Source organism: Nonomuraea sp. NPDC003201, assembly GCF_053590415.1.
Map to the genome: position 1 here is coordinate 1 of NZ_JBSFTC010000111.1, position 13,269 is coordinate 13,269.

13 protein-coding genes are annotated in these 13,269 nt (G+C 69.4%); 8 read left to right on the forward strand and 5 right to left on the reverse strand.

Annotated features, from left to right (window positions below; all coding sequences use genetic code 11):
* The first annotated feature begins 111 nt into the window (after positions 1-111).
* Positions 112-387 carry an MmyB family transcriptional regulator gene (locus ACWDX9_RS31655; RefSeq protein ID WP_449960208.1) on the forward strand — a complete coding sequence of 92 codons (276 nt, stop codon included), beginning with the start codon at positions 112-114 and terminating at the stop codon, positions 385-387.
* A 19-nt stretch (positions 388-406) separates the two neighbouring features.
* Here ACWDX9_RS31655 and ACWDX9_RS31660 read toward each other — a convergent pair whose 3' ends face one another.
* Together ACWDX9_RS31660 and ACWDX9_RS31665 are read right to left on the reverse strand one after the other, a co-directional pair.
* The gene (locus tag ACWDX9_RS31660) at positions 407-1,720 is read right to left on the reverse strand and encodes an FtsX-like permease family protein (protein WP_449960210.1); all 1,314 of its coding nucleotides are present in this window, start codon (positions 1,718-1,720) and stop codon (positions 407-409) included.
* Positions 1,717-2,466 carry an ABC transporter ATP-binding protein gene (locus ACWDX9_RS31665; RefSeq protein WP_449960212.1) on the reverse strand — a complete coding sequence of 250 codons (750 nt, stop codon included), beginning with the start codon at positions 2,464-2,466 and terminating at the stop codon, positions 1,717-1,719. Before ACWDX9_RS31665 ends, ACWDX9_RS31660 begins: the two co-directional genes overlap by 4 nt.
* A 104-nt stretch (positions 2,467-2,570) precedes the next feature.
* On the opposite strand from ACWDX9_RS31665, the gene ACWDX9_RS31670 reads away from it, so the two are divergent.
* Together ACWDX9_RS31670 and ACWDX9_RS31675 are read left to right on the forward strand one after the other, a co-directional pair.
* A complete protein-coding gene (locus tag ACWDX9_RS31670) occupies positions 2,571-3,305 on the forward strand; it encodes a hypothetical protein (RefSeq protein ID WP_449960214.1) in 735 nt (244 codons plus the stop codon).
* 160 nt (positions 3,306-3,465) lie between these two features.
* On the forward strand, positions 3,466-3,609 hold the full coding sequence (locus ACWDX9_RS31675; protein WP_449960216.1) for a hypothetical protein: 144 nt from the start codon (positions 3,466-3,468) through the stop codon (positions 3,607-3,609).
* A gap of 354 nt (positions 3,610-3,963) precedes the next feature.
* Here the strand turns inward: ACWDX9_RS31675 and ACWDX9_RS31680 are convergent, their stop codons facing one another.
* The gene (locus tag ACWDX9_RS31680) at positions 3,964-4,806 is read right to left on the reverse strand and encodes a LysR family transcriptional regulator (RefSeq protein WP_449960218.1); all 843 of its coding nucleotides are present in this window, start codon (positions 4,804-4,806) and stop codon (positions 3,964-3,966) included.
* Between the two features lie 72 nt (positions 4,807-4,878).
* On the opposite strand from ACWDX9_RS31680, the gene ACWDX9_RS31685 reads away from it, so the two are divergent.
* A complete protein-coding gene (locus tag ACWDX9_RS31685; protein ID WP_449960220.1) occupies positions 4,879-6,096 on the forward strand; it encodes an MFS transporter in 1,218 nt (405 codons plus the stop codon).
* An 87-nt stretch (positions 6,097-6,183) separates the two neighbouring features.
* On the opposite strand, the gene ACWDX9_RS31690 is transcribed toward ACWDX9_RS31685, so the two are convergent.
* The gene (locus tag ACWDX9_RS31690) at positions 6,184-7,116 is read right to left on the reverse strand and encodes a pyridoxamine 5'-phosphate oxidase family protein (RefSeq protein ID WP_449960222.1); all 933 of its coding nucleotides are present in this window, start codon (positions 7,114-7,116) and stop codon (positions 6,184-6,186) included.
* Positions 7,117-7,321: 205 nt separating this feature from the next.
* Between ACWDX9_RS31690 and ACWDX9_RS31695 the strand changes: the two genes are divergently transcribed.
* The 4 genes from ACWDX9_RS31695 (at position 7,322) to ACWDX9_RS31710 (ending at position 12,448) form a co-directional block, all read left to right on the forward strand.
* Positions 7,322-8,119 (forward strand): integrase, encoded by a 798-nt coding sequence (locus tag ACWDX9_RS31695; RefSeq protein WP_449960224.1) that lies wholly within the window; start codon positions 7,322-7,324, stop codon positions 8,117-8,119.
* Positions 8,120-8,578: 459 nt separating this feature from the next.
* Entirely contained in the window at positions 8,579-9,523 is a 945-nt protein-coding gene (locus ACWDX9_RS31700; protein ID WP_449960226.1) for a zinc-binding dehydrogenase, read from the forward strand.
* Positions 9,523-10,401 carry an LLM class flavin-dependent oxidoreductase gene (locus tag ACWDX9_RS31705; RefSeq protein ID WP_449960228.1) on the forward strand — a complete coding sequence of 293 codons (879 nt, stop codon included), beginning with the start codon at positions 9,523-9,525 and terminating at the stop codon, positions 10,399-10,401. Before ACWDX9_RS31700 ends, ACWDX9_RS31705 begins: the two co-directional genes overlap by 1 nt.
* Positions 10,402-11,470: 1,069 nt before the next feature.
* Complete coding sequence (locus ACWDX9_RS31710) at positions 11,471-12,448, forward strand: BMP family lipoprotein (RefSeq protein WP_449960230.1); 978 nt, start codon at positions 11,471-11,473, stop codon at positions 12,446-12,448.
* 385 nt (positions 12,449-12,833) lie between these two features.
* Here the strand turns inward: ACWDX9_RS31710 and ACWDX9_RS31715 are convergent, their stop codons facing one another.
* On the reverse strand, positions 12,834-12,995 hold the full coding sequence (locus tag ACWDX9_RS31715) for a hypothetical protein (protein WP_449960232.1): 162 nt from the start codon (positions 12,993-12,995) through the stop codon (positions 12,834-12,836).
* Positions 12,996-13,269: the final 274 nt, after the last annotated feature.

Sequence of the window (13,269 nt, forward strand, 5' to 3'; positions counted from 1 at the left end):
ACAAATTTTGGTGTTTAGTTGTTTGTTGTTCTTTCTTTTGCTGTTGCGACGGGGGCGCCTCCTTGGGCGGCCCCGCGGGGGGGGCGGCCCCCCCCCCGCTCCGGCGACCCCGTGGTCGCCGGGCTCGTCGACCGGCTGCAGGCCGCGAGCGCCGACTTCCGCCGGCTATGGGCGGAGCACGAGGTGGCCGTACGGCGCGGCGACCGCAAAACCCTGCTGCACCCGCGGGTGGGCCGCCTGGTGATGGACTGCGAGACCCTGGTCACCCCCGATCAGGGTCAGGAATTGCTGGTGCTCACCCCGGCGGACGCCGAGTCCCGCGAGCGGCTGGAGCTGCTGCTGGTGCTCGGCATCGAGGAGTTCCCCGCGGGCACGCCCGTACGGTGAAAACCGCTTCCTCCCTGCCTCAATCGGGCAGAAGGGCCCGGCGCCGTACTCGCCGCGTGGCGGCCAGTCCTCCGACCAGGCCGCTCACCGCGCAGACCAGCACCAGCCCGGCGTACTGCGGCAGAGAGTAGGCGAACCACGGCTCGCCGGTCGCGGCCTTGCCGAGCATGGTGAGCGAAGCGGCGGCGATGCCCGTTCCGAGCAGCGTACCGATGCACGTCACGATCAACGTCTCCCAGCACACCGCTCTCGCGAGCTGCCGCGGCTTGGTCCCCACCGTGCGCAGCAGCCGGATCTCTTCGGTCCGCTCGGCCATCGTCATGGCCGTCGCGTTGAGCACCGAGATCACCGTGTAAGCCACCGCCGATCCCACCAGCACCGGGGCCGCCCACGCCGACGGCCCGGTACGGGTCACCCCCGCCACCGCATCGGTGGTCGCCACGGCGAACAGGAAGGTGCACGCCAGCGCCACGGTCAACATCACCGGCGACGCCGCCGCCATCGCCCGGCGCGGCTGAGCGACCAGCGAGGACCTGGCCAGCATCCCGGCACCCGGATCGAGCCGGGCCGCCAGGGCTCCGAGCAGCCATCCCATCCCCCGCACCGCGACGGGGCCCAGCGCGGACGCACCCACGCAGAGCGTCATCGTCGCCCCCAGCGCAGTCGGCGGCGCGTTCTTCGACGCGACCTGTGGCACGAGCCACAGCAGCACGCCGCCGCCGGCCAGCGCCGCCGCTCCGACGACCGCCCTGGACCAGGGCAGCAGCCGCCGCTGCGCCGCGCTGTCCCGCAGCACCTCCAGCGGCCCCACACGCACCGCCTTGCGCGCCGCGACCCGGGCCGCCAGCAGCGTCACCGCCAGCCCGACCACCAGCGCCACGACGAACGGCCCCGTCGTGACCTCCACCGGAACGCCTCCCGGCGCCAACCCGGTCATACGCATGAACGCCGCCATCAGCACGGCGTACGGGACGGCCAGCACGCAGCCCGCCACGCCCGCCAGCACGGCCACCACCAGCGCCTCCGCCGTGATGAGCCGGCTCACCTGCCGCGGCCTCATGCCGACCGACCGCAGCAACGCCCAGGTCCTGCGCTGCCGCAGCACGTGCAGGCTCAGCGTGCCCGCGACCACGAAGATCGACACGAATCCCGACACCACGGCCGACAGCACCAGCAACCCCATGACGCCGTTCGACTCGTCATGTGCGCCCGCGCCGACGACCACCAGGCCGCTCCCGCCGATCAGCATCACGGCCAGGACCACCGCCGCGAACGAGGCGGCGAAGCCCATCCGATTGGTCCGTACGTTGTTCCAGGCCAGGACGAGTGTCACCGGCGGCCGCCCAGCCGCAGGCCGATCTGGTCGGCCGAGGGCCTGTCCAGAACTTCGACGATCCGCCCGTCGGTCAGGAACAGCACGCTGTCCGCCCGGGCCGCCGCCTCCGGATCGTGCGTGACCATGACCACCGTCTGGCCGAACGCGTCGACCGCCTCCCGCAGCAGTGCCAGCACCTCGTGCCCGGTACGTCGGTCCAGCGCCCCCGTCGGCTCGTCGGCGAACAGCACTTCCGGCCTGCCGAGCAGGGCACGCGCGATCGCCACCCGCTGCTGCTGGCCACCGGACAACTGCGACGGGCGATGCCCCTCCCGCCCGGCCAGCCCGACCCGGTGCAGCAGCTCGCGCACGCGTGACGGGTCGGGCCGCCGCCGGGCCAGCCGGCTGGGCAGGACCACGTTCTGCCAGGCGGTCAGCGACGGCACCAGGTTGAACGCCTGGAAGACGACGCCCACCCGGTCGCGGCGCAGCACCGCCAGTTCGTTCTCCCCGAAGCGGGTGATGTCCTGCCCGGCGATGCGAACCGCCCCCGAATCCGGCCGGTCCAACCCCGACGCGCACTGCAGCAGCGTGCTCTTGCCCGACCCCGACGGGCCCATCACCGCGGTGAAACTGCCGCGCGGGAATCCGATGCTGACCTGCCGGAGCGCGACCACTTCGGTGGCGCCTTTCCCATATGTCCTGGTCACTTCCTCAAGGTGGACCGCATGGTCGATCATGATCAGCAGCGTGCCGGAACGCATGCGCCTCGCCCATCCGGCATCTCCCTGATCGGCCCCTGAGGCGCGCTGACATCTCACCCATGCCTTGGTCGGCGCCGCGTTCGCAGGCCGTATGATCATCGGCCATGACGCGAGCTGAGCCCGCCGATCACCGGCGGTTTCTCGACGCCGTTGCCCGAGCGATGTCCGAAGAGGACGACATCTGGCAGTTCCAGACGCCGGCGGGCGGGTCCACGCTGGTGGCCCGCGCCGTCGACGCCGAGCTGGAGGTGGTGGCGCTCATCGACGCGGGGTCGCTCGATGCGTCGGTCACCGTCGACGACGTCGCGCGCGTGGCGGACCTTGCCGCCCAGGTGGGAACGACCGCCGCTTGGGAAGGGCGGCCCGCAGCGTTCTTGTGCTCGCGCCGCACGCCGACCGAGGAAGCCGTCAAGGCCGCCTACCTGCGTAACCTGCGGATTCTGAGCGTTCATCCCACGGGTGAGGACTCCTGGGGCTACGACATGGCCATCCTGTCCCACCAGGAGTTCACGCAGCCGCCGAACGCTCCCACCCTCAGCGAGCAGCAGTGGAGAGCCGTACACGACGGCAGTGACGGCGCGGTCTTCCGCGACGCCCAGCAGAGCCCGATCGCCTCGTTCGCGGGGCTGTGCGCCGTGCTGGCCTGGCAGGAGGAGGGGGCCTCTTGGGGGTCCCGGCGTTTCGACCTGCCCGCCGGGACGTCGATGGTCGTCCCCGACCAGCCACCTCTGCCCGTCGCCGGTGTGACCCTGCGGTTCCACAAGGAGACCCGTCCGCTGCGGGGCTCACGGGAGGAGAGTGCCTTCGCGGATCTCCTGACCGACTGGCTGTGGGGCTGAGGAGCCGCGATCTTCGGTCGTACTGCGTTCCCCAGGACGGAAGACCTCACCCGCGTGGCCCGGCCGGGGGACGATCCTCGTACCCGGGCGCCCGACCTGCTCGCAGGCCGGGCCGCTGTCGCCGCCGCTGGGCATGCCCGCGCGGGCCTCCAGCCGGGCGATGTCATCGCTGTCCAGCGGCCGTCGCCTGCTCACGCGGTCGGTCGGCTGGGACTCCCGCAACGACCTGCGCCGCTCGGCCGAGAGCGTGTCGCTCGCCACTCCGTACAGCCACGCGACCTCGCTGCCCCGTACCGGCCGGTAGGTGTGAGCGGACTCGACGCACCGGCGATGCTCCCTTCGTCGATCTACCCCCTTCCTTGGTAGGAAGGCGGACGTGTAGCCGCGTCGGCTGTCCGTACTGGGGCCCTGGGCGGCGTGAGCGACCCGGTGTTCCGCACGAGCGTCGGCACCCCGCTGGACACGTCAAAGGCCGGGCCCAGAAGATCACGAAGCCGTTCGGGCCTTGCGAGTACGACGACTTCCTCGTCGTCCCCGACCGGGCGGAAGGCGAGTCGCCCTCCGGGTGCGGCGTGTCGGACGTCCAGCGGTGACGGAACCACCTCGATGCGGTCCCTGATCCGGCGGCCAGCGGGACAGGCCGGGTCAGGCGTGCGGCTCAGAGCATCCGCCGCAGGGCGGTCTCCACAGCGTCGATGAGCGCATCACCTTCGGTGCCGGCGTGGCGGGCAAGGCCGAGTTCGACGTCCGGCAGAGCAGGCAACGCCGCCGCGTCGTGGCAGGCCATGGCCGGCTCGAGGTTGGCGGGCAGGAGCGCCGCGACTCCGAGCCCGGCCCGTAGCGCCGCGAGTACTCCGGCGAGACTGTTGCTCTCGAACGCCACCCGCCAGCGGCGCCCTGCGCCTTCCATCGTTTCCAGCACCGACGTTCGCCAGGCACACGCGTTCGAGAACAGCACCACCGGCAGCGGATCGGCGTCGGTGGCGACACCTTGCCCGACCGCCCAGACCAGCGGCAGACGCACCGTCCAGCGCGGCGGCCAGGGAAGAACCGCGGCCTCGTCGAGCACGAGCTGGACACGGCCCGTGTCGTAGGCCTCCCGCATCGCCGTGTTGGAGAGGCTGAGCACCTCCAGTGTCGCGCCGGGGTGCAGCCGGGCGAGGTCGGCGAGTGCCTGAGGAAGGCGGGAAGCGGCGAGATCTTCGAGGAGCCCCACCCCGCAATGCCCGGTGAGCGCACGTCCCGTTTCGGCGAGTGCCTCTGCTGACAGCGCGAGAATGCGCTCGGCGTAGGGCAGCAGTTCCTCGCCCGCCCGGGTCAGCGAGACGCCGGACGGCGCCCGGTGCAGCAGCGGGCTGCCGACATCCCTCTCGAGCTTGCGCAACTGCTGGCTGAGCGCGGGCTGGGTGCGGCCGAGCGCCGCCGCCGCACGGCTGATGCTGCCCGCTCGTACGGCGGTGACGAACGATCGCAGCAGTGCGGTCTCGAGATCACGTGCCATAAGCGTTCATTATGTCCGGTCCAATGAATTCACGACTTCCTATGTCATAACGGGTGATCTAGCGTCAAAACGGTGACCAGATTTCGCCAGGTGCTCGCGGTGCCGGGGATGACGCCACTGCTTGGCATCTCGCTGCTCGCTCGTACCGCGATCACGGCGGACGCGATGGCGTTGACGATGTACGTCGTCGTCGCCCTCGACATGAGTTACGCGGCGGCCGGAGCCGTGGTGGCGGCGCTCACCGCCGGTGTCGCGCTGGGCGGGCCGCTGCTGGGGCGGATGATCGACCGGCGGGGACTGCGTACCGTACTGCTGGCCACGGTTGTGCCGCAGCTCGTGTTCTGGCTGACCGTGCCCGTGCTGCCATACGTGATCTTGCTGGGCTCCTCCTTCGCCGCCGGTCTGCTGATGGTGCCGGTCCAATCGGTTACCAGGCAGGCGATCGCCGCGATGACGACGGCAGGGCAGCGGCGGGCAGCGTTCGCGCTGGAGTCGGTGGCGGGCGAGCTGTCGTACATGGTGGGGCCGGCGGTGGTGATCCTGTGCGCGGCGACGGTGTCCCCCGGCGTGGTGGCATGGGGAGTGGGCGCCGCGATCGTCGCCGGCGGGGCAGGGATCGCCCTGCTCAACCCGCCGCTGCGAGCCGGGGACGAGGTGAACGGCGAGGCAGCGGGCCGGCCCCGGCGCCGGGAGTGGTTGGGAGCGCGCATGGTCGCTGTTCTGACGATGGGGTTCGGCGTCGCGATGCTGCTCAGCGGCGTCGACCTGGCCATCGTCGCCACTCTTCGAGAAGCCGGCCAGGTCTCGTGGGCGGCCGTGGTCATCGCCGTGCTCGGGGTGTCGTCCGTCGTGGGCGGTCTGGTGTACGGAGCGCTGCCCCGGCCGATGCCCACCTGGCTGCTGCTCGGCCTGCTCGGGCTGATGACGATTCCGGCCGGACTTGCCCATGACTGGGCCTGGCTGTGCGTGGCCGTCATCGGCGCCGGGCTGCTCACCGCACCGACCCTTTCGACGGTCTCCGACGCGGTGAGCCGGCTGACGCCGGCCGGTGTACGAGGTGAGGCGACCGGCCTGCAGTCCTCGGCGGCGAGCGCGGGGTTCGCGCTCGGCTCCCCGGTCGTGGGAGTGGCGATCGACGCGTCCGTGCCGGCGGGCGGCTTCGCGGCGGCCGGTCTGGCCGGCCTGCTCGCCGCACTGACGGGATACCTGCTCTCGCGCCGGTCACCCGCCGCGGCGCCGTCGTCCTCATCGCAGGCACTCGAGCCCTGCGACACCGTCGCGCCGACCTGAATCCGGCGTTTCGTCGGTGCCTCACCGGCGGCCGGTGAGGGCTGCGGACGGCAGGACCGGTGACCCTGCCGTCCTGCCCAGCCGGCGTTATGCGTCTTTGCTGGATGTGGCGAGCAGCTGGAACTGGTCCCACCGAACCCGGGGCCGGGCCAGGCCGCGCCGCTCCAGGTAGCGGAGCGTGGAGCGGCGGGCGTTGCGCAGGGTGTGGAACGCGTCGCTGATGCGGCCGGATCCGGCCGGCTCGATCACTTTCCGCGGGACCATCGTCCATTGGTCGCCGTCGGCGTGAAGTTCGCCGCGGATCAGTGCGTTGTGCATGGCGTTGAGTCGTTCGTCGTGCCGGTGCACGAGCAGGCTGGCGTTGCCCGGCACGATGCCATCGGCGGCGTCCGTCGCGATGGTGAAGCCGTCTGTGGTGGCCTTCGGCCGCGTGCGTACCAGCAGCGGTGCCCCGGAGGCGTCCCGGGCGCCGAGGACCGCGCTCGGGAAGCGGGCGATCAGGTCAGCGCCGGGCAGGTCCGTGGTGGCTGGTGTCGCGGGCTGTTCGGTGGCGGCCAACTCGGCGAGCGGTGGCCGTACCTCGACCCCGGTGGGCGTCACGGTGATGAAGAGCCGCAGGTAGTACCAGTCCATGAACCACCGGCCGGGGGCCCGGACGTAGCTTCGGCTGTGCGGCTGCCGTTCGAAGAGCGTACGCCAGTACTCAGCCGCCTCGTCCGGCGCGGTCCGGATCTCATCGGGGCAGGTCGCGGTTCCGCTGACGAAGACCTGGGGCGCGTCGGGGCGGCCGCTGCCGGTGGGGTCGGAGAAGAGCAGTGCGACGCGTCCGTCCCGGCGGACGTTGAGCGCCTTCTGCGCGAAGGCCAGGCTGGTGGTGACGAGCAGCGTGCCATCTGCCCGGCGCCAGGCCGCGGTGGGCCAGGTCAGCGGGGTGCCGTCAGCCCCGAGAGTGGCGAACTCGCAGGTCCGGTAGGCATCGATGATGGCGCCGACCTCGAGGTCGATCGGAGTCGTGGTCACAAGGTTGCTCCTGAGGGGAGGCGGTGGCGGCGTAAGCGCATGCGCGTGATCATCTCGTCATTCGGCAAGGGATGGTGGAAAACGGAGAAGAGCGTCGCAATCCGTGGTCTGTCACACGGCGGACGCGGCCCAGCAGCAGACGTGTACGTTTCAGCGGGTCGGCGATTGTCATGGTGGGCGCTTTGATTGGCGGTAGGACATGCGGGTGGCCATGGCGAGCGCTGCCGCGGGGCGGGCCGACCGCGCGAACGAGGACTTCACCGGGGCCTTGCCGACGGCGGCCGTGTTGGTCGACGGCGCCGGCATCCCCGGCACGGAATCGATCTGCCGGCACGGCGTGGCCTGGTATGCCAACCGTTTGGGAAGCAGTCTCCTCGGTCTCCTGTCACTCGCACAGGACCGCGACCTTCCGGCAGTGCTCGCTGATGCCATCGAGCAGGTGACGGACGATCACCGCAGCACCTGCGACGTCGCCAACCGCATAAGCCCGTCGGCGGCGGTAGCCATCCTGCGCCTGTCCAATGGCCTCGTCGAGTACCTGGTGCTCGGCGACGCGTACGTCGTACTCGACAAAGCAGACAGCCCGCCGCTCGTCGTCTCCGATCCCCGGGAGGTCGTGATCAGCCGCTCGTACGAGCCCGCGCTGGAGACCGCCACCAAAGGTAGCGACGAGTACCACCGGATCCTCAACGACTTACGCTCGAACCGGAACCAACCGGGCGGCTTCTGGGTGGCCAAGGACGACCCGCGGGCGGCGGACGAGGCCATCACCGGCAGTTGTCCGATCTCGGAGTTGACCGATGTCGGCGCCGCGCTCCTCAGCAATGGCGCCAGCGGCATCGTGGACCGGTTCGGGCTCACCGACTGGCCAGGGGTCATGGCCGTCCTGGCGTCGAGCGGACCAGACGAAATCATTCGCCGTGTCCGGCAGGCGGAGGCAGATCACGCGGTAGCGGCGGACGATGCGACGATCGCACACTGCACCGGCTTCGGGCAGGCTTGACGACACTTGCCCTGCAACCTCGATGGCAAGTCCGATCACCCGTCCGCGGTATGCGTCTGGCCTTGCGGGCCGGGGATCCCAAGACACGTCGTACGCTGAGGCACTCCGGCAACACCACACCCGCCAAGATCACCACCTGGTCTTCTGCACGAGCGCCCCACTGAACGCCTCGAACGTCCAGCCGGCAGTCCGCAAGATCACCAAGCGGGCTGCCTCGGAACCGCCGTAGAGAATCCGACGGGATGGCTCCCCGATCGCTTCCCAGGTGTGGCGGTGTGGTCCACGGCCGCCGTCAGCGGCGTTTCAGGGTTGAGGTCTGCGCGGACCGGTGACGAAGAAGACCACGAGTGCGGCCAGGCACAGGAACCCGGCCGAGCCGTACTGGTGATCGCGAGTTGACCTCGAGTTCGGTTGAGGTTGCATGCTGGGCCTGACATCAGCTGAACAGGGGAGAGTGTTGTGCGTGCAGTGTGGTTGAAGGAGTTCGGCGGGCCCGAGGTGCTCGTACCTGGAGACGCCCCCGATCCGGTCCCGGGGCCGGGGCAGGTGTTGATCGACGTCGCCTACGCCAACATCACCTTTGTGGAGACCCAGTTCCGGTCGGGTGGCCCGTCGCCGTTCAAGTCGGAGCTGCCGATGATTCCGGGCAACGGCGTCGGGGGCATCGTCACGGCGGTCGGCGAGGGCGTCGACTCCGGCCTGGTCAGCCGTAGGGTGGTGACCTCCACGGGGGGCTCCGGCGGTTATGCCGAACGGGTCGCGGTGGATGCCTCCGGGCTCTTTGCCGTCCCCGACGGCCTGGAATTGGACGACGCGGTCGCGGTCTTGGCCGACGGGCGTACCGCGACCATGATGATCCGGGCGACCGCACCACAGCCCGGGGAACGGGTTCTGGTCGAGGCGGCGGCCGGCGGCGTGGGCTCGCTCCTCGTGCAGCTCGCCAAGTCGGCGGGCGCCACCGTCGTCGGAGCGGCCGGGGGCTCGCGCAAGACCGGTGTGGCCCGCGACCTGGGCGCCGACGAGGTGGTCGACTACACGGCTCCGGGCTGGACCGACGAGGTCGACCCCGTCGACGTCGTTTTCGACGGGGTCGGCGGCGACATCGCTCGGGCCGCCTTCGAACTGCTCGGCCAGGGCGGGCGGATGGTCAGCTTCGGGCTGGCGAGCGGAGAGTGGGCCGGCATCGAGGCGGAGGCCGCTGTTGCGCGCGGCGTCTCGCTCGTCCAGGCGAAGCCCACCCCGGAGATGATGCGCGAGTACACCGAGAGCGCCCTCGCCGAGGCCGTGAGCGGACGGCTGCGGCCGCTGATCGGGCAGCGCTTCCCCCTCGACCGGGCCGCCGCCGCGCACGCCGCCATCGAGTCGCGCGCCAGCGTCGGCAAGACCCTGCTCGAGGTGCGCTGATGCTCAAGGTCGGCGTGAACCTACCGTCGTTCGGCGTGGATGAGACCGCCGGGGTGCGCGAGCATGCCCGGCACGCCGAGGAGCTCGGCCTGGAGTCGATCTGGGTCGGCGACCATCTGATCCCGGTGCGGCCGTTCCTCGACAGCACGATAGTGCTGGCCACGGCCGCCGCCGTCACCGAGCGCGTCAAGATCGGCTTCGGGGTGATGGTCTTGGCGCTACGCCCGACCGCCTGGGCCGCCAAGCAGATCGCCAGCCTGCAGCACCTGTCCGGCGGTCGGGTGCTGCTCGGCGTCGGCTCGGGCGGCAGCGTGCACGGCGACGCAGCCTGGCGGGCCGTCGGCATCTCCTACGCCGAACGCGCGCAGCGCACCGACGCCGCTCTGGAGATCCTGCCGAGCCTGGTCGAGGGCAAGCCCACGAACGTGAACGGCGAGGTGATCACTCTCTCGCCGGGCGCGACGATGCCGCCCGTCCTCATCGGCGCCGGCCCCTTGCGCCGAGCCGCCCGTTTCGCCGACGAATGGTATCCGGCGTTCTCCACGCCGGCTGAGATCGCCGAACAGACCCGCCAACTGGCCGGCCTCGCCGCCGAATATGGCCGCCCGGCGCCGCGCGTCACGATCGGTCTCAGCGTCGGTCTCGGCGACCTGCCCGCGTCGGTGATCGACGCTCAGGCCCGGTCGCTGATGGAGTACGGGATGAGCGAGGAGGAGGCCCGTGGCGGCCTGGTCACCGGCCCACCCGCCGCGGCCGCCGAACGACTGGCCGCACTCGCCGAGGTCGGCGTGCACCGCGTCATCGCGATGCCGTTCCCCGCCGACCGCCTCCGCCAGAGCGAGCTGCTGGCCGAGACCAACCGCCTCCTCAACCCCTGAAGATCTGGGCTTGCCGCTCGGGTCCGTGCCACCAGCCTCAAAGTAGAGCGTTTCCGCAGGCCACAGCGAGTGACGGCTGCGGTGCCCGGCGTCGGGTTTCGGCCCGGGCGTTCGGGGATGAGTCCAGCGCTCTCCGCCTCGACAACGACGGTGGGGACGTTCTCGCAGGTCGCCCTGTTTGCGATGGCTTATGTCAAGCCGTCCGCAAACTTCCGGTTACCCACAGCTACTTTGCGTCTGGTGACGCGGACCCGAGCGGAGGGCCCAATGCTCTGCAGCCAGGGATCGCCTCAAGGCAGCGCACAGTGCGTGGGTTGTCGAGCCATCCGGCGGGGTTGTGGTCGGTGGTGGAAGGACCGATTGCAGAGATGTCGCTTCACGTGAGCCGCAGACTCTTTGCAATCACAGGTTTTGCGAGTTGCGTACGGCGCCAGTACGTGGAGGTCGGGCATGACGTTGGGCGGAGCATAGCTGCTAGAGCGGCTGGCTGCAGACGAGGAGTCCGTCCGCAGCCAACTCCGACCTCCACCAGCGCCCTGACACCACCCGGGCCTCCCCGGACACCTACTCCGCGACTCCCAAACCAGGACGAACCCGATTCGAAAACCCTCGAAACGACAAGATCCCGTCTGATCTCGATGATCAGACGGGATCCCGTCAACTTCAGTCCAGCCGTTTCAAGAACGGCCCCTGGTGGGGTGTTCACGAGTGAGGTTGAGCAGTGACGACGACGCCCCGGTGAAGATCGCTTCCCAGGATGGTGGTGATCGTTTCCCGAACTGGGGCTCGGGAGGGGTGGCACGCTGCCCACGGTCGTGAACCGCCCCGGCCTCTGTGGAGACATTGGTGTTCGCCTCGTGAATTCGCTGGAAATAGATTGCGCGCGCCGCATTTCCGGGTCAATCAGATCCGGCAGGAGCTTCACATGTTAACGGGCTGACCTTTCTTCGCGCTGTCTTCGCGCTGTCGTTGGACGCCGGAGCCAGGCCCCTGTGCGGAAATTGGACCACGCGATCAAAACTGTGCCCATGGGCGCCAACCAATCGCGTCGAAGTGACATCTAAGCAGCATGAGCATTTTCGCAGCAGGTACAGGTCTCCTAATGGTCGCCGGGCTGATCGGCATCACACCTCCCGCGGTCAGAGTGGGCATCGCCTACGATGTCGGCGGCACGCACGATCACGGGCTGAACGAGAGGACGGCAGCGGGAGTTCGTAGGGCAGTGCGCACATTACGGTTCGGCAAGCCTTTGCAGCTGGGAGCGTCCGCGGGGGAAAGCGACACGGCGAAGGTCAAGCGGCTGCGGCTGCTCGCCGGACGGGGCTACAACCCCGTGGTCGCCGTCGGATACGCTTATGGCCCCGCGGTTCGGAAGGTGGCTGCCGAATTCCCGCGCGTCAAGTTCGCCCTGGTAGACGACGAGTCGTCCACCAGCGGCAGGAACGTCACTCAGCTGGTGTTCGCCGAGAACGAGCAGGGCTTTCTCGCGGGAGCCATGGCCGCGAGGAAGTCGGCTACGAAGCACATCGGGTTTCTCGGCGGCGTCGAGGACCCGATGGTCATGCGTTATCAGGCGGGTTTCGTGGCAGGAGTTCGGGCTGTTGACCCGCTCGTGGCTCAGGAGACGCTGTATCTCACCCCACCGCGCGATTTCAGCGGCTTCAACGATCCGAAGAAGGGCGAGTACGCCGCCGAAGGGCTGATCGGTCGAGGCGTCGATGTGATATTCGATGTCACGGGCCATTCCGGATCCGGTGTTCGACGAGCCGCCGTGAAGGCTGGCATCGGCGTGATCGGGTCAGATGTGGATGTGGCGAGAAGAGTCCCCAAGTCGGAGGCGGTAGTCGTTTTCGCTTCTGCGGTTAAGCGTGCCGATGTGGCGGTCTTCGATTACCTCAGGCACTTCGCCGCAGGGAAGGTGAAGCGCGGGAAGGTGGTCTACGGGATCAAGAGCGGCGGGGTCGGCGTCACAGGGAATTGGCCGGCGCTCGACGAGCTCAAAAAGAAGGTCAGCTCAGGTGTGATCAAGGTGCCTGGGAGACGGTGAACCTCTTTCGTCCCGGCGGCGGAATGCTGGGGTTCATGGCTATGATCGTGCGTCCAGCCCTTCGCCTCATGATGCGCCTCCCTCGCCACCTCCGGGCTCAGCGAAGCGCGAGCCGATCACCCACAGTGGCAGAGGCGGCTGCCGGCGGGGGCTCGGCCTCTGCAGGGGTTCTCACGAATAGCGCTGACCAGGGGTGGAGCAGCTGCTTAGAAGATCGCTTCCCGGGCTCGCGGTGATCGGTTCCTGCGCTCGTTGGAGCGCTCGCTGTGCCACTTTCTGATCTTCTCTCTGCAGTGCGGCGGGCGCTCGAACGTGGGCAGGACAAGCCGGATCCCGCCGAGGATGTCCTGCTCGGTACACACATCGTCGTTTGATCTGTCAACGCTCAGCCGAGGGCTGACAGGAGACGGTCGAGGTCGCGGTTGTTGCGGCAGCGTACGACCTTGTCCGGGTACGGGCCGAGCCGGTCGCGTGTCGTGGCATCTGAGTTGCCGCGTCCGGCGTCGAGTTGCTCGTCGGTTGCGATCGGTCCGCCGGGGTAGCGCATGACGTCTCGCAAGAAGAGGGCCAGTAGCCGCAAGCCCTTGTGTGGGTTGGTGCCGTGCAGGGAACGGCGGAGTGTCCAGCCATACGATGAGATCGACGCTTCAAGGAGGGGATCGGTCCAGCCGCAGAGCGCTCGCCGTGACCCAGGCCGCGAACCCACGATCGGGGTTACACGGTTGTTCAGGGTGATGCGTCTGCGCAGTGGCGCCATGCCACTTGCACCTCCTCGGTCCGGCGATCATGCTGCCGGACAACGCGCCCGACAGGCAAGGGCG

Coding starts and splice junctions, on each gene's coding strand:
- ACWDX9_RS31670 (WP_449960214.1), top strand. CDS start 2,571: ATGACGCGAGCTGAGCCCGCCGATCACCGGCGGTTTCTCGACGCCGTT.
- ACWDX9_RS31710 (WP_449960230.1), top strand. CDS start 11,471: ATGAGCATTTTCGCAGCAGGTACAGGTCTCCTAATGGTCGCCGGGCTG.
- ACWDX9_RS31680 (WP_449960218.1), bottom strand. CDS start 4,806: ATGGCACGTGATCTCGAGACCGCACTGCTGCGATCGTTCGTCACCGCC.
- ACWDX9_RS31665 (WP_449960212.1), bottom strand. CDS start 2,466: ATGCGTTCCGGCACGCTGCTGATCATGATCGACCATGCGGTCCACCTT.
- ACWDX9_RS31705 (WP_449960228.1), top strand. CDS start 9,523: ATGCTCAAGGTCGGCGTGAACCTACCGTCGTTCGGCGTGGATGAGACC.
- ACWDX9_RS31715 (WP_449960232.1), bottom strand. CDS start 12,995: ATGCGCTACCCCGGCGGACCGATCGCAACCGACGAGCAACTCGACGCC.
- ACWDX9_RS31675 (WP_449960216.1), top strand. CDS start 3,466: ATGTCATCGCTGTCCAGCGGCCGTCGCCTGCTCACGCGGTCGGTCGGC.